This window comes from Psychrobacter fozii (assembly GCF_003217155.1).
Classification (GTDB): domain Bacteria; phylum Pseudomonadota; class Gammaproteobacteria; order Pseudomonadales; family Moraxellaceae; genus Psychrobacter; species Psychrobacter fozii.
The window spans coordinates 361,386-382,188 of the sequence record NZ_QJSU01000002.1; the positions used below are offsets into that span (position 1 = coordinate 361,386).

The following is a 20,803-nucleotide window of genomic DNA, read 5'->3' on the forward strand; positions in this document are numbered from 1 at the left end:
AAAAGGTCATGGCAGAGAGGTGTGAGCAGTGCTTAACGGAAGGGATTACGATATTTCCTGCGCGCTCGGGGTATATATTTGAACAAACAGCACTTGTACTTGATTCTAAGCTCAAAGCTAGAGTACTTCGTGAAGGCTATATGTATATTTTAGATGATACAGGTAAATGGTATGGCTATGTTGTTACCGAAGGTCGTTATCTTAAAGGTTTTACAGTAACTGGTGTATCAGGTCCGCCACCTCTTGTAAAGGAGCCCGACTTACCTTACAAAGACTCAACATGCTTAAAGGGAGGTAACTGCACGGCATTAAATAGCTTTATCCGCATTCCTAATCCAAATAACGATATTGAAACGTTATGGATAGCTTATAGTCCTGTCAAATGGACAAAAACAGTATTGAATAGGCATAAAAATAATACTGATGATGCTAAAACTAATAACATGATCGAAGTACCCGTATCTGCTACTAAATCTAAAAGCACAGCTTCTTTAGGTGTTGAATCACAAGATGCTGGAAGTTATGATTTATGGAGGTATGACCCTGACGGAGCAGGAGAAAACCCAATCGCTCAGTATTATAGCGCTGAATATTTGATAGAAGTTATTAATCCATGGACTAAAGAGCCCTATAGTCCAGATAAAACAAGTGAAGACGAAGCTCTTGGCAAAGCGTTAATCAAGACAGAAGAGGGAGGAAGTCGTGTTTTAATGGTGCTCTTTAAAGATGTCATAGGAGAGCTGATTGATCTAAATGAAATGATGATCAATATTGAAGATTATCATGATTCAAAACTACTTAAAAGTATGTCTGTTAATTCTTTTGATACACTGAATCATAAAGCATTTATTGCTAACACTATACTTGATCTAAAAAATCAAATTAAATCAAATGCTCCAGCATATGCTGATAAACGGAAGCTAGAATCTCTAAGTAATCCCTATGGATCTAATCACATCTTCTTGACTTCGAAAGAAAATTTGGCAAAAGGTTATTATAAAAATAATTGGGAAGAGGGCTTTAAGAAGCTCATTAGATATGATGAGATGTCTAGGTGGCTGTCCTCATATAAAGAAAAGCAAGCTACTAGTAATGAAGATAGAGAGAAACAACTAAAACCTATAATCGAAGCCTATGGCTTAACATGGTATTCAACAACATTACATAATGAAATGACTTATAACTTTGACGATGTTGATATTGATAGTTGTGCCAGTTATACACTAACCGTACAAGACGGTATTGGCTCAACTAGTAAATACTTAGAAATATCTCAATACTATACTTATCTGCTAAGTTTTCATCCGCTATTAAAGTCTTATAATTACGTAGGAAGAGCTTGTTGTTTCAATAATAAGGCTATGATTGAGAAATTTGAGTCAGCCACTACTGCTGATGGTATTACTCTTGAGGGCATTACTACATTATCATGGTCTGCCGCTGCAAGCGAAATACTATCGAAAATTAGAGAGAAATATCTAGAAAAACTAAAAACACATGGCACTACGATAACCTTAGAAAAGCTTATTTTTGACCCTTACCTATACGTTCGTAGAGTTGGTACTGAAACAAAAGCAACCAGTACTTTATACCCGCATATTCAGCTTGGGCGAAGTGATTTATTGATGAGTATATTTACTAAACGACCTTTATCTGTGGTTACTATTGAGGGCAATCTCAGAGAGATTACCAAAGGTGTTTATGGACTACTCAAAACAGAGCTAAGCAAAAATGGTGGTCAGCAAACAAGTAACAATAAGTTGAAAGATGCCGCTTCACAATTTATAGCTCAACTAGAAAAAGATGATATCACCGTAGATAAGAAAATATCTACTAAAGTAAAAGTTTTTGTAGATATAGATGCTTTATCTAGTGCTAACGGTGCTAAGAGTTCAGTGGGTATAGCGAAGTCTATAATGACCGATCGTAAATTACAATTTGATGAGTTTAAAATTTTTTACAAAAATCAAGCATCCCAGTCAGGCATTGGTAATTTAGGCGGCGCTTTACAAGTATTATGTTGTTTAAGTTTATTTAAGGGCCTTATTGCATCTTCTGATAATGAGGCTAAAGAACCACTATATAAATTTGGTGCAAGTATCGCGATATTGGCAGGCGGTGTGGTACAACATAGAGCTGACGTTGTTGGTTTAAGAATAGAGCTTTATGAATCGGTATCAACCAATAGTATTCATAGGCAACTGAAGTTGACTAGAATGGTAGAAGGTTCCGAAATCGCTTACTCAAGTCTAAAGTTTGGTGCTAGGGCATTAAATATTGGTGGGGCAGCCGTCTTTGCTTATTATGATATTAAAGCTGCTCAAGAAAATACTGAGAATGGCGATATATTGATGGCAGGCTTGTATTACACGTCTGCAATATCAGGTGTTGGTGCGACAGGACTGCTTATGTTTGCCGCCACTGCATCATGGGTACCAGTAGCGGGATGGGTTGTCTTAGGTATATCTATCGTGGCTGGTTTGGCTATTATGTGGTTCCAAGAAACACCACTGGAAAAATGGGTCAAGTATGGTATTTGGGGTATGGATTCTAACGGGTGGTCATTAGACTTTGAGCAGGCACAACTGGAAAAAGCTTCTGAAGGCATAGAAATTGATATTGAGGAAAACCAAAAATGAGCGGATATGTTGTAGATATGGAAGGGCGGTTTCGACTGACCAAGAAGCCACCATTTTTGACCCCTGGCTATCAGGCAGTTGGGCAAAAGCTTGATGATGTGAAAGGCATCCGTAAAAGAGTGCCGCTAGAAAAAGATAAAATCTATGAGGTGCCGTTGCAGCCTCAGCAAACGGTTGTACAGTTTAATTCAACTTATCTAGAAACCACGGGTCGCAATGAAAGAAGACGTGGTGATGCGGTAGGATGGGGGCTAGCGTTAGGAGCGCTTGCGCTGTTTATTACTAGTCAATCTAAGTTTTTGTTCGTAAATTTAATCAATGATTTTAATATTTTAATTTTAATTTTAATAATTTACTCTGCTGTCATAATGACAATGTTTTACGGTCTATTAGTTAATGTACTCTCAACCGAGTTATTTACCACATGGCATTATCCTATCCGCTTCAATCGTAAAACCCGTAAGGTCTATGTCCGTCAGTATAACCGTAAAGTAGAGGTGTATAACTGGGACGACTTGTCCTTTTTTATTGCCTATATTAGTGAAGACAGAGACATCAGAGCGGTCACCTTTGATAAGGATGGCGAAACCGTGACAGGCATGTTTGCGCTTGCTTTTCAAAACAATGTCACAGATCGAAGTTTAATCAGCTATTTTGAGTTTATCCGTCGCTATATGGAGGGTGACGATCAGCAACTAAAAGAAGTCAAAGAAGCGATACGTTATATCTATCCCATTCATAAAAAACGTGAAACACCACTCATGTCATTTAAGCGCTTGATACTCAATGTACTATATTACTCTCACGAAAATATAGAGTATCCTGAACGCACGTTTAGATTTCATCCAGTGACATTGGTTATTCTACCTTTATTAGTACTACGCTATGTAGGCCGAGTGATTTCTATGCTGACCAGTTACCGTCACCGTTTTAGCTCAGATATTCAGGCGGAATGTCAGATTGATCCCAATGACCCTTATGATTTAAATAAACACCTACCAGAAGGTAATCTTGAGCAGCGCAATCAACCTATGTGGAAGACGGTGGTTTATAGTGTCGGTATTGCTATTGCAACTATTGTCATGATGTTTGTGGGCGCCTTTATAATAGATCTGATGGGCGCGGCGAGACCACATGGTGACTATCCAAGCATGGTCGGCAAACTCTGGTATGTGGTTAGTTTGGGGTGGCTATAATTCAATCAATGTTTTTTGTTTGACTGCGATCCTGACTCTGAAAAAATGAGTGAGTAAAACGATGATCGACATAATAGGCCGCGGAAAGAACGGAACCTACGACACCTTAGGTAAAGCCTATAAAGTAGATAACTTACAACATGAGCTGCGCCCATATCAAAAGCTTGATTATCCGCTACGGCCTCAGCGTACTGTTGTACAGTTTAATAGCACCTATATGGAGCTGGTAGACATGTGGGACTTTATCCGTGGCGAGATTGTTTGGAGTCAATTATTTATTTTGATAGTTGTATTATTTGGCATCGGTACTTTCTTTTTAATGCTAAGAATGATGTTTATTCAAGATGGTATAAGTCTATACTTTGTTGCATTTATACTTCTCACTTCAATACTTTTTGCTATTTTCTATGGATTATTAAGACGTCTTAGCAGAGAACTGTTTACCTACACCTATTTTCCCGTTCGTTTTAATCGCAAAGAGGGCAAGGTCTATGTCATGGGTGCCAATAAAAAAGTAGAAACCTATGACTGGGGTAGTCTAAAGATACAAATGCAGACCGATGCCAATGCACCTTGGGATATTCGCTGCAGCGATGTGGATGACAAGGGTATTATCCAACGCACTTTTAGTCTGCCTTTTCGTTATCTTGATGTAGATGAGGCACTATACGGTCATTTTGAATTTGTTAATCGCTATATGTCTGCCAAAGATGATAGCGAGCTCGCTGAGGTAGCCAGTAGTATCCGTCATATCTTTCCCGTCCATCAGCGTAAAGAAACCTTTAAAGAAAGTGTACAGCGTACTTTATTTGATTATCACTATCGGTTTATGGATATAGAGTATCCAGAGAAGTCCATAAGACTTGATTGGTTATTTGCTATAAATATTCCTTTTTGGTTTTTAAAGCTATTGGGACGTCGCTTAGCTGTATTAACTTCTACCACGCCGCATTTTCCTTTTGAGATAGAAGTTCAATGTGATGTAGATCCCAACGATAAATTTGACTTAAATAAAAACCCGCCGATACCAGCGCTCATGAAGCCTGCTACCTTATTAGAAAAAGTATTCTATGTCGTGATGATGGTAGTTGCAACGCTTGCTTCTTTATCGATACTCGCCATCATTATTGACATCATCGGTGCTGCGCGACCACATGGTGATTACCCCAGCTTCTTTAAAATACTGTGGGATTGGCTGTTGTTTCGGTGGATTTAGATATCTGAAGACATCAGAGCTGTGCGATGGTAGAAACAATGGGGATGTCTATATAGACGAGGATCAATGCCTGAAACGTACTCTCAAGCTTGGTCACTTGAGCATACATTAGAGCAATTTGATCGTGCTGTGGTAGGTGATGATATCGATCTACAGGATAGTTAAATGATAGATATTAACGGTAGAAACCCCTTTACCAAACTTAGTTATAAAGAAATCAATCAAAAATTCGGTGGTGATTTTGGTGTGGGTTTAGGCGGACGAGTTCAAGAAATTAAGGACTTCAAATGGCTAGATAAAGCACACAGTTATGACGTACCATTTTATCCGCAGCGCACCGTCGTACAGTTTAATTCAACTTATATGGAGCTAACAGGTCGTCAGGATAGAATACGAGGTGATGTCACGTTTGGCAGTTTATTTTTTTTAGGACTAATATCAGGTGTCATCTATTTAGGTTTTATCATACTGTATGACGAGTTCCTAACAGGCTCTTTTTTATTAGGGATATTGGCTAGTGCCATAACGTTAGCCTTTATAGTTGTTTTTATTTATTTACTGGCTTTACTCTCAACGGAGCTATTCAGCTATACCTATCTTCCCATTCGCTTTAATCGAAAAACACGCAAGGTTTATGTTCGCCAAGCCAATCGCCAAGTACAAGTTTTTGATTGGGATGACCTAAAATTCTATATGGCCACTACCTACAAAGACGGTGGTGATGTGCGTGGTATTACTTTAGCTGATGATGGCGTCACTATTACGGGGATGTTTAGCTTACCGTTTGTTAATAGTTTAGGGGCAGATAGACATGATGAAGGTACATTGCTAGGACATTTCGAGTTTGTTCGTAGATATATGGAAGACAATGATAAGCAATTTAAAGAAGTTAAAAGCGCTGTTCGCTATGTTCATCCTGTACATGAAAAGAGAGAAACTCCATTAGTGTCTTTGCAAAGAGTTAAGCTAGGCTATCATGCTAGTCACGTTAATCAAGAGAATCCAAATACATTTAGACTTGTATTAGCAGAATACCTACTAATACCTTTTTCTTGGTTACGTTACCTGGGACGTTTATTATCTATCAACACCAGCATCACCCCTAAGTTTAGCCCTGAGATTGAAGCTGAATGTCAGATAGATCCTAACGATCCATATGACTTAAACAAAAACTTGCCCGAAGGCAATGTTGAAGATGCCAATCAACCCATTTGGAAAAAGCTAGTATTTAGTCTCGCGCTTATTTTATTCGGTATTATTATGTTGTTCGTTTTTGCATTTTTTATTGACATAATAGGGGCAATTAAGGGGTATGACACAGGGCTGGCATATACGCTACTGTATTGGTTTCATTTAGTGTGATTAAATTTTTTACTATGCATGTGACTGCTTAGATAAAAATAAGAAGGCTTTGAATGCAACTACGCAACGATTTTGCCACCCACATCAGTGAACTTCACAATCCTATAGAGCGTCCATACTCTCAGCCTATAGACAAGACGCTACTTAACGATAATGAAGATGATATCAGCTACCTTAATAGAGAAATTCATAATATAAACCCTGATTACCTTACCTTTTTTCCTGCTTATTTCTGGTATTTTTATTTTGCTATTGGATGGGTTTATTTTTCTTCTTTTATGTTTTCTGTCACTTTTATCTTCCTGTTCATATTAAATAAGGATTTCGTGTTATCTGGTTTTACTGTATCGTTCATAATACTGGGCATTTTTATGTTTATAGTATTTTGCACACCTTTAGTCCTAATCCTCTATCAATTCATTACCAAGAAACCGTTTCGCACCCAATACTACTTTTTAAAGCAGCAGCAAAAAATAGCTTACTACTACCGTCCGCTATGGAAAATCAGACAGCCTTATGAGCTGAAAATAGTAGACTACAAGGACGTCCATCCAGACCTCCATCAAGACAAAGGCAATCGGGCGTATACACCCCTTAATCTTTATGTCGCTGATCCTGAGACAGGCGATATCACCCATCATCTAAAGTTAGAGGACTATAACGTCAATCCAAGAGTGCAATGGGCGTTTATTCGCACCTATATGGAAAGCCCGAGTGAAGCGCTACCGATAGATTCAAAGTTATGTCAGGCTTATCCTACTGATACTAGCAAATCATTATTTGCCTGTAGCGACATTATCTATCGAAGAGAGGGTTCTATAAATACGAAACATACTGGAGACACCGTTGTTGCCATGCTGGCTATAGGCTCACTTTATGCTTTAGGGAACTTATTTCACGGCAGTCATTATCAATGCGTCAAACGAGCGATTCTACATCCCGATGTGCAGAAGTTACTGACATGGGACGGTCAAGATAACCCGTATCCTATTCAACCAATTACACCAGAAGCGGAGAAGGCATTTCAAGGTAAAAACTGGCAAGTGAATATCAGATGGATAGTGGCGATCGCGATTAACGTTGGTTTATTTGCTTGGGCGGTAGTGGCTTATAATGCTTAGCTAGTAGTTATCTACTACAGTCCCTGATTTGAAGAGTAAATAATATAAGTAGGGGGGTTGTCTAGAAGACCCATGAAATCAATACTGATTTTAAGTAATGGACTCAAACTATAATTTAATAACTTTAAAATCGATACGGTATTGTTTGTATGAATGCTTACTGACTCTGCCATGCAAACACAAGACAATCTACTACTCGTAGCCTATGATATGTAAAGAAGCATGGTTTTCAAAAGATATAGATGAAATTCTTACTGAAGACCATCTAGGAAGTGGGCGTTTAAAGAAGAGATTTAGTTCAATAAGAAATATTAAAGCATAAGAAAAAGGCTTCCAATTGCTTGGAAGCCTTTTAATGTAATGGTACCCGGAGCCGGACTTGAACCGGCACGCTATTGCTAGCGAGGGATTTTAAATCCCTTGTGTCTACCAATTTCACCACCCGGGCAAAACTTGTTTTATCTAAAATGTAAGCTAGCTGATAGACCATCTAGTTACTAGATAAGTGCTCGCTATTATAGTCAATTATGATAATAATGCAAGCTTAAATTAACGTAAAGTTAATAAATAATTGGAGGCTGGAGTCGGAATCGAACCGGCGTTAACGGAGTTGCAGTCCGCTGCATGACCACTCTGCCATCCAGCCAATCAAGGTGGCCTATATTAGCAAAACTATAATAAATTACAAGTGATTTTTTCATTAAAAACAGGTTATTTGCTACCTTATCTATAAATAACCCCAATTTAGAGTTATTTATACGATTAATAGGCTTTATGACGCTATCACCAAGCCAGTGCTCAGTGATGTTTTCTAAAAATAATGGCGATGAGACGCTAAACGATATCCTTGTTATCACGTTTTGCTTTTTTAATATCACGATAGGTTGCGGTGCAAATTAATATGAGCACCCCTAGCGTAATCACTGGCCAAATCAAAATATATGAGCCGTAGATAAAGACGTTATCCATACTATCTCCTTATAGTCTCTTTTAATAGTTATCGGATGATCAGTTTGATGACGCTATGACAAACTGACCAACCGCTGTTTGCGTTCAATAATTTCAGTTAAGACAATTTAAATTTGTGGTGTATCAGGCTTATTATCGTAGTCATCCACACGCTGCTTAATTAAGTCAAAGTCAAAATGTTCGTCACCCATCAGGCTGACTATCACACAGACAATAGTACTAGCGCCATAAGCAGTCAGTGAGGCCAGTAAGACCATGTATTGACGTAGGAAGCCAGTGGAAAAGATTAGCATCAGTACGAGCGCGATAGCAGCGGCTCCCATGCCAATCTTACGACCTAAGAACCCAAAGACCATCAGACCAATCACGACAGCACCACCGACACTGGCGAGTATCTCGAAGAATAGGGCAGTGAAACCCGTAATTGGTAGTAATTCAAAGCGTACAACACAGAATAGAAGAAGTCCGATGATGACAGCTGAGGTGAAAGCAGTATTGGTGACGCGATTCCAGAACACACTGGCAATGACAGGAAAGACGATTGCACCCCATAATGCGCCAACGAAGACTAGCATCACTAAAATATCGAGCTTAAAGCTGGCAAAAATCAATCCAGCTGCCGTCGCGACAATCATCGTGCCACGACCGACAAGCATCATAGTTTTCGGTTTAACATGACCTTTTTTGGCAATGTTTTTACCATAGACATCCGCCATCATAATCGTCGATAGCGCTGACAGATCTGAATCAGCGGTGGATGACAATGAGCCAATCACTAATATAAAGAATAATGCGATAAAGACGGGATGCAGATAAGTGCTCACCATCTGTGGAATCAGGTTATTCATGTTGCCATCGAGTGGTTCGATACCGATGGTGACGGCCATCAATCCGATCATCCCTAGACCAATGACGATACCTGCATAGCCCACAGTGGCTGTGACAAAGGTAGCCTTAATCTTAGTTTTATCAATCGCAAATAATCGTTGGGTAATGGTTTGGTTGCCGATAGCGTAAGCCAATACCGCAACGAAATAGGGCGCGCCTTGCTGAAAGAATGCTTCAGAAGAAAAGAAGTTTTGTTGCTCCAATGTCAGATTTGACAGTCCTTCAACCATGACTTCAGGCCCACCCATCGCAAATAGTACTGCTGGGATAATGACAACACCAATGGCCATCAACGCGACCAATTGGGCAAAGTCGGTAAATACAGATGCACGGAAGCCTGACGTCAACGTATAGCTCAATACCCCGATACCCGCGATCATCACACCGGTTTGGAACGATAATGGTGACAAGACTGACACCAGTGCTCCAGCAGCAGTGAAGTTGACCATCAAGCTAATTAAGCTGCCCATAATATTAGATATTGCTAAAATTAATTGGCTTGATGAACCATGGCGGGCATGGATGAGCTCGCCTAACGTGTGACCATTGGGGGCAAGCTCACGAAAGCGCATACCAAAAGGGTAGATGAATAGAATCATCAACGCTCCCCAAAACCCATAATGTATCGGTCCTGACACGCCGTATTTATAGCCAGAGGTAGCCGCAGCATAAAATGAAGCAGCCCAAATCCAAGTGGCGGTCATACTAGCCGCACCCATACCAAAGCCAACACCGTGGCCTGCGACCATAAACCCAGAAGTTGTTTCTTTGTCCTTTTTTATCAACAAAGAAAGCAGGTAAGTGCCGCCATAAAAAGCTAGTAGTAATAAAATAATGGTTAATGATGAAAATTGGAACAATGACTCAGTTTTCAAACTTATACCTCGCAATTGTTTTAAGTAAATAAAGTTTATTAAAATTATCTATTCCAAACTATTGAGCATACGACATGGCCTAAAAAGCCCTCATACTGGATGTATGTGGCTAATGTAGACAGCAAAAATACCAACTGTAGTGTTGAGCAAGTACTAAGTGTCGTGCCGCTGTTTTATGACTCACATCGTGTTAAATCAAAATGACAGGGGCTACTTTCAATAGGCGTCATTTCATGGATAAACCATGACGCTATTAATAGGCATACACAAAGGTAGCTGAGTGCTAAAGAAAGCTCATATGATGAGCGTCTATAGCAGAATTACGAATGAGCACTAAGCCATGAGGGCATGACCTGAGCTCGGTTTAGACAGCCTTATCAGCTGTAATAAGCAATAGTTAAGAGATTTTTACTCAACTATCGCATTGATGCATCACCTGTAATTTAAATACCAAATCCAGTACTGTGTGAATAATCAGCACAGTGAACTTGGTATTAATAAATAAAACTACAGATCTGTTAAGTGTATGTAACATGTTCGTGAGGTTAGGGTAACCTATTATGTCGTCAACCTCAAATGTTATGCAAGATTAAGAGGGTATTTCCTCAATTCAATTGCTTACCATCTAAATGTGCTAAAAGTAACTAAATCTTGTCAAACAACGTCAGAAATTTGGTTAATGTCTCGATATTATCTACGCTAGCTTTCTCATTTGACGGCAACTTATCCTATTTTTATTAATATCTTTAAAATATGGACACGGCCTATCCTTGAACGTCGGAGCATTCAAGGGAAGTCATCAATAGATAGTCTAGGTTTAGTGAAAGGGGTGGTATTGAGAGTTGTTACGAGAAGCTAATATGAGTAAATTTAAGATGATACCTATTCATTAGTTCTATGAATTAGCCTTTATTACAGAATACGTGATGATGGATCAAATGCCTGAGTAGTAGGTCACTCTATCGTTACGTAAGAATCCTGCTAATCCCAATCCATAACGCTCAGCGACACGTACCGCTGTACTGGTAGGCGCAGACATGCCAACCAGCCAAGGTATGCGACCACGGATAGATTTCTGTACCAGTTCAATTGATAGGCGTGAGGTCATTAGTACACAGTCGACATCGACCTTTTGACGCAGTTGCCAACCGATTAGTTTATCGAGGGCGTTATGACGTCCTACATCCTCAAATAGATATAACTGCTGCTGATGCATCGTTGCCGCTGCGTGTACGGCACCTGTCAGTTGGTGCGTGTGTTGTGTGGCATCGACTTGTTGTCGCATTTTTAATAAGTCGTCTAGACTCGGTGTTGTGGATTTTTTATTTGAGCCGTTTGATACATTATCTTGGGCGTAACTACTCAAATCAGGCAAAGCTTGTGCCAGTCCAGTGATACCGCACATGCCGCAACCTGTGCGCCCTGCGAGCTGACGTTTCTGTGCTTGGATACGTTGATGGCAGCGTTGGTTTAAGACCAGTTCCACGATATAAATATCATAGTCCTGTAGCTGTTGTAAGGTTTGTTCAAGGCTTTCTGCTTCAGCATCTTCTGATTCCAGATCAGCTGATTCTTGAGTAAGGGGTTGGTAGCTTGCGGTATCGGTCAGTTGAGTGACGTCCCAATCAAGCAATTCATGGCTGTGTTGGATCAAGCCTTCGCTAAATAAAAACCCAACAGCTAAATACTCTAGCTGATGCGGACTTGCCATCAATACCGCATAGTGAATACCATTGATAATGATGGCAACCGCCGCCTCTACAGCGAGACTGGCGGGTTGGCGATCAATATGTACTTGAGCAATGTTGTCATCGTTGTTGTTAGCGGATGAATAGTAATGCTTTTCTGATAAATGGGTACGTACCAGTGGCGTCATCGATGTATTTACGCTTTCAAACACATTGCTTTCATGCGGCTGTTCACTGGTGCGCTCATTTTCTTTAACATAGGTCTCAATTGTTATCATTTTACGATCTACTTCCCACTTACTATACTGGCTCAGCGATGCTTGCATTGACCCGTTGTAAGACAACCGTCGTTGATTTATACGCTGGTATGTGTGAATCGGGCGCATGCGTGTCTAAGTCAAATAAGTCGTTACATTCAGGGTAATAGGCGGCAACAGCATTAGACGCAATATCCATTTCAGTCAATACCAGTGGCCCTAGTGTACGCGGCTGGCTAGTACCATTTGGATTACCTTGTCGAGATACCATGACACTATCACCTGCGTGCCAGCCTAGGCGGCTGATTTCATCAGGATGCATCAATAAAACATCACGGCGATTGGTTTGACGATAGCGATCTTTATAGCCAAAAATCATCGTATTAAATTGGTCATGACTACGAACACTGGTCAATTGCCAAATCTTTTGTCCATCGTTTTGATCGTCATCAACGTTGCCATTTTTTCTCGCATTGTCTTCAAGAGCTGATGTTGTTTCTGCCATTTGTGCGGCGACATAAGTAATTGGGTATTTGGGTACTTCGAACTGTGCCTTACCACTGTCAGTATTCCATATACGATGGCGAGCAGCATGATATAAATGAAAGCCACGTTCAGTAGTGCGAATGCGATGATTAAAATCTTCGAAGCCATTGATAGCTTGGGCAACATAGTCACGAACGATGTCAAAATCCTCGCTCATGGCTTGCCAAGGAATAGTAGAGTCAGGGCCAAGCACATGAGTGGCTATGTCTGCCACAATCTGCGATTCAGACTTTAAGGTATCACTGACAGGTTTGAGCGTGCCTTGAGTGGGTACTACCTGACACATAGAGTCTTCGATGGTTGCAAATTGCTCGCCTTTAGCCGTCACGATGCGTTCAGTACGCCCTAAACACGGCAAGATTAGATTGTTTGCACCCGGGTACAGCATGGTTTCATTTAGCTTGGTACCTACGAATATATTAAGCTGCGTTGTCATTAAAGCTTGTTCAATGGCACTGGTATCAGGTGCTGCCACAGCATAGTTGCCACCCATGCCCATAAATATTTTTAGTTTACCAGCGATAAGCGCTTTGGCCCCAGTAACCACGTCGTAGCCATGCTCTTGTGGCATAGGATGCTCAAAGACACGCTCCAGACTGTCCAGTAAGCTTTTGCTAGGACGTTCATGGATACCCATGGTGCGATCGCCCTGTACATTAGAGTGCCCACGAACAGGAGACGCGCCTGCGCCATCAATACCAATCATACCCATTAATAATAATAGATTGGTAATCATCGCGACATTGTCATCACCTTGTACATGCTGAGTGATGCCCATACCCCATGTGCAAATCGTTGCAGGACTAGCAGCAACTAGCTCGGCTAAATTTATAATATCTGTTTCTAGAATACCGCAACCAAGTTCGATATCTGCCCATGATTGCTCTGCCAACCACTGTTTTATTGGCTCAAAACCTGATGTATGAGTGGTAATGAAATCGTGGTTGATTTTATCGTTTTCAATCAGCCATTTGGCGATACCTGTCAATAACGCCGCATCGCCACCGATCTGAAGTTGAACCACTTCATCGACCATGTCATTGCTTTGGCCTGCTGTCATATGTGTGGGTTTTTGCGGGTTTCTAAATTTACTTAGACCTTGTTCGCGCATGGGATTGATAGAAATAATTCGACATCCTTGCTCGTGAGCATGGGCAAGCATCTCAAGCATTCGTGGGTGATTAGTCGCTGGATTCTGTCCAAACATCAAGATAAGTTTGGCTTGCTCAAAATCCTCTAACTTGACCGTCGCTTTACCAATACCTAACTGCCTTCCTAGCATGACCGAGGTTGGCTCGTGACACATGTTTGAGCAATCAGGTAGGTTATTAGTACCGAAACAGCGTACGAACAGTTGGTACATAAAGGCTGGCTCGTTGGTGACACGACCTGAAGTATAAAAGAGCGCCTCATCTGGCGAGCTCAGTTGTTTGAATTGTTCAGCGATACGTTGGTAAGCCATCTCCCAAGAGATCGCTACATAGCGGTCTTGTGCGGCATCATAATATAGCGGCTCTGATAAGCGGCCACTATGCTCTAGCTCATAGCCTGTCCACCCTTGTAGTTCAGTGACGGTGTGTCGCGCAAAGAACTGTGCATCTGCTTTTTTGGTCATGGTTTCACTAGCGATGACCTTGATACCATTTTCACAGACGTCGATAGCTTTGTGTGACTTGTGATCAGGCCAAGCACAACCTGGGCAATCAAATCCGCCTTGAGGTTGGTTGCTTTTGAATACGCTGACACTGCCACGCAAAAAAGTTTGATAGTCCATCAGTTTACGAGTAGAGGAAAACAGCGCAGGCCAACCAGCAGCAGGGTGGGAGTAGACAGGAATTTTGCGCATGATAAACCTCATAGATACATGGTGATGGATAAGTTGTTGTTATAGACGACAACTATATAATGATGAGCGAGAAATTTGTAGAATCAGTAACTATAGATAACAAAAAACCTTTGAGAAGATTGAGTGTTCTCAAAGGTTGATAAGTGACCTATGCTGTCAAATCTGTAGACATTCACTTGGGAGATTTTAGTTACGTAGCCTGATAATAAAAGTCAAACCACATCTGTCTTGGCGTTCTATAGCCTAAATCCATAAAGTGAGTAATACCGAGCACCTTTTCGAAGAGGGTTGAATCTCATATAGTCAATTTTCTCGGAATATTAAGTTTCCGATAAAGTTGGGGCGGTTCATCTTACTCAATATATTTTTTTACTTATAACAAAATGCAAGTATTGGCGAAATATCACGATATAATTTCTATACGCATTGCAAAGTTTCCATAAACTGCATTTTGCTATTCAGCATCTCTTTTTTCAGCCAATTTTTAAACATCACTTTTCTCTCATCTTCGTAAAAAGGGTGATAAGACAATAAATGATAAGACGAGCTGTCTGCCATTGGAGGATGGATTAATTCTAAAAAGTGATGCGAAAGTTCTTTTTCCACCATAAACATTGAAACAATAGCGGTTCCCAAACCAGCTAAGCATCCCTCAATACATAAGTAAAAGTGCTCTAACACCATAGTCTCGTACGATAAAATCTCGCTACTGACTAACTTAGATTTATTTATGTGATGCCAAAAATTTGGTCGAGAAGAAGTCAGTAATAGGGTATTCGTTGGTTCAGTTCTAGGGTTGCGGACAGCGACTATGTATTCTTCAATAATTTTCTCATGAAATATATTTTTGTCCCATTCAAAATCATTTCTGCGCAAAGCAATATCGATAGATTTCCCTTGAAAGTCTACTATTCCGCCACCCGTCAGTAATACAATTTCAAACCCATAGTTTAATGAATTAAATTCAGCCAAACGTGGTATTAACCATTTCATTGAAATAGTGGGTTCACAGGAGAGTACCAGTTGCTTTTTTCGATGATCTTGTCTCGTTAGATCTACAAGACAGTCATCTAATTTCGCAAAAATTTGCTGACAACAAGAAAAAAGTAGATTGCCATTGGCTGTGAGTACCAGTTTCTTATTGACTCGGTTAAATAAAGATACACCTAAAGCATCTTCCAAATTCTTAATCTGTTTGCTCACTGCACTTTGTGTCACAAACAGTTTCTGAGAAGCAAGCGTCACACTATTATGCTCTGCAACGTAGTAAAAGAACCTTAATGAATTCAACGATATTTTTTCTATCATGCCAAAAACTCATAGATGATGATGTAATAAACTCAATTTTAGTTTATCTGTAAATGTAGGAGAATGCACTTAAATTAATAATATGAAAAAACCAATATAAAGATAAAACTCTTTATATATTGGTATTTTCTTTATAGAGTTCATTAAATGACAGAATTTTTTACCGTTATCATGATTACCATTCTTGCTGTGATTAGTCCTGGGGCTGATTTCGCTATTGTTACTAAGAATAGCTACCTATACGGGCGTTCAGTCGGTGTGCTAACGTCTATTGGTATAGCGCTAGGTGTCTTAGTGCATGTGACTTATACGTTAGTAGCTGTTGCGATTGTCATGAAGCTTGCGCCAAATTTTTTGACAATCATAAAATATCTTGGTGCACTTTATCTTATTTATATTGGTTATAAGACATTCACACAAAAGCCTGTACATGACGTCGGCGCTTCTGCGCGCATCAGTTCCGGACAAGCATTGCGCTATGGTTTTTTTACCAATGCTTTGAATCCCAAAACTACATTGTTTGTCATTAGTACGTATACACAGATTGTTAGTGCTAGTACCCCAAAGTCTATTTTAATCGGTTATGGATTGTTTATGTCTGTGGCTCACTTCATGTGGTTCGCCTTGGTGGCTTTATTGTTCTCTCAACGGACGCTAAGAGAAAAAATGCTAAAGCAGCAAGTCGCAATTAATCGTGTCATTGGTTTTATATTAGGTCTATTAGGTGTGTTCTTGCTCTTTGCAAACTTAAACTAAAGGAATTAAATATGAATAAAGTTGCCTTTATCGATATGGAAGGGGTTTTAGTTCCGGAGATATGGAAATTAATGTAAGCATTGCGGCTGATAGGTATTAAAAGCTTTTGCGCAAAGTAGAGAAGTGTCTCTATTATGCTTATTTATTCTTAAATCACCTAGGGTGTGTCATTGATTAGATTATGAGGCTTAAAATAAGAAAAATTGTAGATAAATAATGTATTAATGTGCTAATTGATAACACACCCTAACACTCTAATAACTTTAAGGTTGAACTTTCATGACGCTACAAATTGATCATATCTCACTATCGGTTGCCAACTTAAATAATGCTGAAAAATTTTACGATGCTATCATGCCTATTTTAGGAGCCGAGAAAGTAGGGCAATCAGCTGATGCATTAAGATATGGTGTTCGAAACAGGTCGTCTTCTCATAACCATAGTTATTTAACTATCTTTGAAGTGCAGAACTCCACTAACAGTACTGCCAATCATTGGTGTTTTCGAGTCGATGAAAGAGAAAAAGTGGATGCCTTTTATGCTCAAGGCATCGCTAATCGTGGACGTGATGCTGGGAAACCTGGGCTTAGAGCTGAGTATCATGAGGGTTATTATGCCGCTTTTCTTATCGACCCTTCAGGAAATAAAATTGAAGCCGTTTGTCATTCTTTATAAAATTTATATAATGACTATGATGATTAAAAATGAGGAGGATAGATCACGCCAAGGATAGCCGACACGCATAAGATACAGTACGCCTTCGACCGTTTGTCTAAGATTCCCTGTGTCATAGATATTAAGCTCTAGTAATATAGACCTTAGTCTTGTCCAGTGTTGCTCTTTGAGAAAGGCATAGCAAACGACGTCTTTTTTGTGTGAGAACTTAAAGATTACTCGTTTGCTATTTTTTTGCTCCTAATGTTCAACACGCCCATTTAACAGGCGTTTTTTATTTAGCATTCAAATGCAGCTGTTTTGCAAGTTAGCTTAAAATCAAGCTATCATCTTCGACTTTTTCGCCGCGTGTTTGCTCAAACATATCGAGTAAATCATGCACAGTCATACCTTTACGAGCATCACCAGCGACGTCTAATACGACTTGGCCTTGGTGCAGCATGACGGTGCGCGTACCATGTGCTAAAGCTTGCTGCATAGAGTGCGTGACCATCATCGTGGTCAGCTTGTTGTCCGTTACAATTTTATCGGTCAACTCTAAGACAAAAGCCGCTGTCTTTGGATCAAGTGCGGCTGTATGCTCATCAAGCAATAAAATCTTAGATGGCTGTAACGATGCCATCAATAGGCTTACTGCTTGACGTTGACCACCAGACAGCAGTCCCATACGGTCAGTCAGGCGATTCTCTAGTCCAAGCTTTAGGACTGAGAGTTTCTCTCTAAACAAGTCTCGGTTATTTGGGTTCAGCGCAAAGCTCAAACCACGTTTGCCGCCGCGCTTATAGGCAAGCGCCATGTTTTCTTCAATAGTGAGCGCTTCACAAGTTCCCGCCATTGGGTCTTGAAACACACGAGCAACCCAATGAGCACGTTGATGCGCAGTCTTTTTGGTGACATCAATACCGTTTAATAGGATTGAGCCACTATCGACGCGCGTGGTGCCACTGACGGCATTTAGAAAGGTCGATTTACCAGCACCATTGGTACCGATGACTGTCACAAACTCACCATCGGCAATGTTTAAATTGATACCGCGTAGTGCAGGGTTTTCAATGGGCGTTCCGGGATTAAAGGTCAACCGCAAATCTGTAGCTTGCATCATAATAATTATTCCTTATGGTTGCACATTGACATTAAGCTCGAACTTTACGACTTAAAAATTTATTTTTAGCTTTTGGCAATACCAAGGCAAATACGACGAGTAGCGCTGTAATCAAGTTCAAATCCTGCGGGCCAAAGCCAATACTACGCAGCGTATCACTCGATAGGGCGACCTGAATAAATAGCTTGTACAGCACAGCACCGACGACCACAGCAAAAGTAATCAGCCAAATGCGCTTGGCCGGAATGATGGTTTCACCGATGATGACCGCTGCTAGACCAATGACAATCGTACCGATACCGATTGAGATATCTGCACCGCCCTGAGTCTGAACGAACAATGCACCCGCTAAAGCGATCAAACCGTTAGACACTGCCATACCAACGATGGTCATCCATGAGGTATTAATACCTTGAGCCTGCGCCATTTTTAGGTTTGAGCCAGTCGCACGCATCGAAAGACCAGTCTCGGTACTATAGAACCAGTTTAAAAACAGCATGGCAAGCATCACAACCATACCAATAATCAAACAGCGCATCCAATAGCCATTACCATCGGTCACCAAGGTGCTAAACACCGTGGTTTCGCCCAATAGCGGTAAGTTTGGCGCGCCCATAATACGTAAATTGATAGAATATAGGGCAACCATCACTAAAATACTGGCAAGTAATTGCAGTATGCCAAGTTTGACATGCAACCATGCAGTAACGATACCAGCGACGGAGCCTGCTAACATACCAAAGGCACAGGCCAACCATGGGTTGATACCAGCGATGATGGATATACCAGCGACTGCGCCACCTAGCGGAAAGCTACCGTCAGCGGTCAAGTCGGGAAAGTCGAGCGTACGAAATGAAATCAGCACGCCAAGTGCAACAAGGCCATAAATTAGACCGCTTTCAAGCGCACCAAAAAAAGCAATTAAGGACATAAGATATTAGTCGGTTATCATCAAGCGTTTAGCGATTATTATCACAAGCAAAAAGTAGCAAAGGTATGAAGCATGCTGCCTATAAGCCTATATAACCCAAACGGCTAAGCGGTGAATTTAACAGATTAAGCAATCTGCGGTTAGGGTAAACCAAAACATCTTCCTATGAGGAATGAGCATAAAATACCTTGGTTCGAAATTCGGTTTTAATGCTTATATCACATTAAAAATAACCCAGCTCGTATACCAGTAGCTGGGTCATTTTTATACTGAAATAATAGCAGTAAATATAAGCAACAATCTATGATTAAACCATCAATATAATCGTTTAACGTGATGCTTACATTCAGAGGGCGCTATTCTACCACTTCTTTTGCTTTATCGATAACTGCTTGTGGCAATGTGATGCCTTCAGCTGTGGCATTTTTTGGACTGACATACAAATCAAGTGCTTGTGGCGTATAAACAGGGATATCGCCTGCTTTTTCACCATTTAAAATACGCACTACAATTTTACCTGTTTCGCGGCCAAGTGCATAATAGTCAACGCCCAATGCAGCAATGGCACCGCGTGCAACAGAACTGGTGTCTGAAGCAATCAGCGGGATTTTACTTTCTTTAGCGACTTGGAACAGTGACTCGTAAGCAGATACCACGTTATTATCGGTTGATGTGTAAATCATATCGACTTTACCTTCGAGGCTACGTGCAGCCATCGCGATGTCGGTACTGCGCTGGGCAGGGGCTTCATGTACAGTGATGCCCATTGGTGTCAGCTTTTCTTTTAGGTTTTTTAGGATGATGGTAGAGTTCACCTCACCTGGGCTATAAACATAACCTACATTTTTCAAGCTTGGAATAATTTGGCGCATTAAGGCAATTTGTGGCTCATAAGGGAGCGCATCAGAACCGCCAGTCACATTGGTGCCAGAACCATCAAGCTTTGATACCAATTTGGCTTCTACTGGGTCGGTCACCGCAGAGAATACCAAAGGAATCGTACTGGTAGCAGCTGCAACTGACTGTGCTGATGGCGTACCAATGGCAACGATAACATCTGAGTTGTCTGCAACAAATTGCTTAGCAATCTGCCCTGCAGTAGCAGTGTTGCCCTGTGCGCTTTGGAAGTTAACGGTTAAATTTTCACCGTCTTTAAAGCCGGCTTCATTTAGCTCATCGATGACACCTTTGCGTACGTCATCAAGCGCTGGATGCTCAACAATAGCCGTAATAGCGACGTTTTTCATCTCTGTTGCGGCATCGCCAGTGGCGCTGTCAGTACTACCAGCATCTTGTGCTGATTGATTACAACCAGTCAATAGAGCGGTACAAACACCGCCTAATAATAGCGCCTTACTAAAATTGAAATGACCAAAACGATTTTGATACAACATGGGTCTCACTCCTGAAAATAATAATGTGTCCGTA

Annotated in this window: 15 protein-coding genes, 2 tRNA genes and 1 pseudogene; 7 read left to right on the forward strand and 11 right to left on the reverse strand. The window is 40.7% G+C overall.

Going from position 1 to position 20,803, the window contains the following annotated elements; genetic code table 11:
- The first annotated feature begins 8 nt into the window (after positions 1-8).
- From DFP82_RS04260 to DFP82_RS04280, 5 genes are all read left to right on the forward strand, one after another.
- The gene (locus DFP82_RS04260; RefSeq protein WP_110922496.1) at positions 9-2,639 is read left to right on the forward strand and encodes a T6SS effector BTH_I2691 family protein; all 2,631 of its coding nucleotides are present in this window, start codon (positions 9-11) and stop codon (positions 2,637-2,639) included.
- Complete coding sequence (locus DFP82_RS04265) at positions 2,636-3,835, forward strand: DUF6708 domain-containing protein (protein WP_110922497.1); 1,200 nt, start codon at positions 2,636-2,638, stop codon at positions 3,833-3,835. Before DFP82_RS04260 ends, DFP82_RS04265 begins: the two co-directional genes overlap by 4 nt.
- Before the next feature lie 61 nt (positions 3,836-3,896).
- Entirely contained in the window at positions 3,897-5,051 is a 1,155-nt protein-coding gene (locus DFP82_RS04270) for a DUF6708 domain-containing protein (RefSeq protein ID WP_110922498.1), read from the forward strand.
- Between the two features lie 165 nt (positions 5,052-5,216).
- Positions 5,217-6,413 carry a DUF6708 domain-containing protein gene (locus tag DFP82_RS04275; RefSeq protein ID WP_110922499.1) on the forward strand — a complete coding sequence of 399 codons (1,197 nt, stop codon included), beginning with the start codon at positions 5,217-5,219 and terminating at the stop codon, positions 6,411-6,413.
- A gap of 371 nt (positions 6,414-6,784) precedes the next feature.
- Positions 6,785-7,534: a DUF6708 domain-containing protein gene (locus tag DFP82_RS04280; RefSeq protein WP_146221324.1), complete on the forward strand. Its 750-nt coding sequence runs from the start codon at positions 6,785-6,787 to the stop codon at positions 7,532-7,534.
- 361 nt (positions 7,535-7,895) lie between these two features.
- On the opposite strand, the gene DFP82_RS04285 is transcribed toward DFP82_RS04280, so the two are convergent.
- The 7 genes from DFP82_RS04285 to DFP82_RS04310 form a co-directional block, all read right to left on the reverse strand.
- Positions 7,896-7,982: transfer RNA gene (locus DFP82_RS04285), tRNA-Leu, on the reverse strand.
- Between the two features lie 124 nt (positions 7,983-8,106).
- Positions 8,107-8,180 (reverse strand) — tRNA-Cys (locus DFP82_RS04290).
- A 188-nt stretch (positions 8,181-8,368) separates the two neighbouring features.
- On the reverse strand, positions 8,369-8,503 hold the full coding sequence (locus DFP82_RS14755; protein WP_220034714.1) for a putative transporter small subunit: 135 nt from the start codon (positions 8,501-8,503) through the stop codon (positions 8,369-8,371).
- Positions 8,504-8,610: 107 nt separating this feature from the next.
- Positions 8,611-10,251: a sodium:solute symporter family protein gene (locus tag DFP82_RS04295; RefSeq protein WP_220034716.1), complete on the reverse strand. Its 1,641-nt coding sequence runs from the start codon at positions 10,249-10,251 to the stop codon at positions 8,611-8,613.
- A gap of 949 nt (positions 10,252-11,200) precedes the next feature.
- A complete protein-coding gene (gene fdhD, locus DFP82_RS04300; RefSeq protein ID WP_110922560.1) occupies positions 11,201-12,142 on the reverse strand; it encodes a formate dehydrogenase accessory sulfurtransferase FdhD in 942 nt (313 codons plus the stop codon).
- Between the two features lie 112 nt (positions 12,143-12,254).
- Complete coding sequence (locus DFP82_RS04305; protein WP_110922502.1) at positions 12,255-14,603, reverse strand: FdhF/YdeP family oxidoreductase; 2,349 nt, start codon at positions 14,601-14,603, stop codon at positions 12,255-12,257.
- A gap of 417 nt (positions 14,604-15,020) precedes the next feature.
- A complete protein-coding gene (locus tag DFP82_RS04310) occupies positions 15,021-15,911 on the reverse strand; it encodes a LysR family transcriptional regulator (RefSeq protein WP_110922503.1) in 891 nt (296 codons plus the stop codon).
- 147 nt (positions 15,912-16,058) lie between these two features.
- Between DFP82_RS04310 and DFP82_RS04315 the strand changes: the two genes are divergently transcribed.
- Positions 16,059-16,667, forward strand: coding sequence for a LysE family translocator (locus DFP82_RS04315; protein WP_110922504.1), 609 nt, complete (start codon positions 16,059-16,061; stop codon positions 16,665-16,667).
- A gap of 279 nt (positions 16,668-16,946) precedes the next feature.
- Complete coding sequence (locus DFP82_RS04320; protein ID WP_110922505.1) at positions 16,947-17,342, forward strand: VOC family protein; 396 nt, start codon at positions 16,947-16,949, stop codon at positions 17,340-17,342.
- 27 nt (positions 17,343-17,369) lie between these two features.
- Here DFP82_RS04320 and DFP82_RS14930 read toward each other — a convergent pair.
- The 4 genes and pseudogenes from DFP82_RS14930 to DFP82_RS04340 all read right to left on the reverse strand — a co-directional run.
- Positions 17,370-17,558: pseudogene (locus DFP82_RS14930) on the reverse strand (hypothetical protein); the annotation flags it as partial.
- Positions 17,559-17,649: 91 nt separating this feature from the next.
- Positions 17,650-18,444, reverse strand: a complete 795-nt coding sequence (locus DFP82_RS04330; protein ID WP_110922506.1) for an ABC transporter ATP-binding protein — start codon at positions 18,442-18,444, stop codon at positions 17,650-17,652.
- A gap of 31 nt (positions 18,445-18,475) precedes the next feature.
- Positions 18,476-19,375 carry an ABC transporter permease gene (locus DFP82_RS04335; RefSeq protein ID WP_110922507.1) on the reverse strand — a complete coding sequence of 300 codons (900 nt, stop codon included), beginning with the start codon at positions 19,373-19,375 and terminating at the stop codon, positions 18,476-18,478.
- A gap of 356 nt (positions 19,376-19,731) precedes the next feature.
- On the reverse strand, positions 19,732-20,769 hold the full coding sequence (locus tag DFP82_RS04340) for an ABC transporter substrate-binding protein (protein WP_110922508.1): 1,038 nt from the start codon (positions 20,767-20,769) through the stop codon (positions 19,732-19,734).
- Positions 20,770-20,803 lie beyond the last annotated feature (34 nt).

Coding starts and splice junctions, on each gene's coding strand:
- DFP82_RS04270 (WP_110922498.1), top strand. CDS start 3,897: ATGATCGACATAATAGGCCGCGGAAAGAACGGAACCTACGACACCTTA.
- DFP82_RS04310 (WP_110922503.1), bottom strand. CDS start 15,911: ATGATAGAAAAAATATCGTTGAATTCATTAAGGTTCTTTTACTACGTT.
- DFP82_RS04330 (WP_110922506.1), bottom strand. CDS start 18,444: ATGATGCAAGCTACAGATTTGCGGTTGACCTTTAATCCCGGAACGCCC.
- fdhD (WP_110922560.1), bottom strand. CDS start 12,142: ATGACGCCACTGGTACGTACCCATTTATCAGAAAAGCATTACTATTCA.
- DFP82_RS04335 (WP_110922507.1), bottom strand. CDS start 19,375: ATGTCCTTAATTGCTTTTTTTGGTGCGCTTGAAAGCGGTCTAATTTAT.
- DFP82_RS04315 (WP_110922504.1), top strand. CDS start 16,059: ATGACAGAATTTTTTACCGTTATCATGATTACCATTCTTGCTGTGATT.
- DFP82_RS04265 (WP_110922497.1), top strand. CDS start 2,636: ATGAGCGGATATGTTGTAGATATGGAAGGGCGGTTTCGACTGACCAAG.
- DFP82_RS04305 (WP_110922502.1), bottom strand. CDS start 14,603: ATGCGCAAAATTCCTGTCTACTCCCACCCTGCTGCTGGTTGGCCTGCG.
- DFP82_RS04275 (WP_110922499.1), top strand. CDS start 5,217: ATGATAGATATTAACGGTAGAAACCCCTTTACCAAACTTAGTTATAAA.
- DFP82_RS04260 (WP_110922496.1), top strand. CDS start 9: ATGGCAGAGAGGTGTGAGCAGTGCTTAACGGAAGGGATTACGATATTT.
- DFP82_RS04320 (WP_110922505.1), top strand. CDS start 16,947: ATGACGCTACAAATTGATCATATCTCACTATCGGTTGCCAACTTAAAT.
- DFP82_RS04280 (WP_146221324.1), top strand. CDS start 6,785: ATGTTTATAGTATTTTGCACACCTTTAGTCCTAATCCTCTATCAATTC.
- DFP82_RS04340 (WP_110922508.1), bottom strand. CDS start 20,769: ATGTTGTATCAAAATCGTTTTGGTCATTTCAATTTTAGTAAGGCGCTA.
- DFP82_RS14755 (WP_220034714.1), bottom strand. CDS start 8,503: ATGGATAACGTCTTTATCTACGGCTCATATATTTTGATTTGGCCAGTG.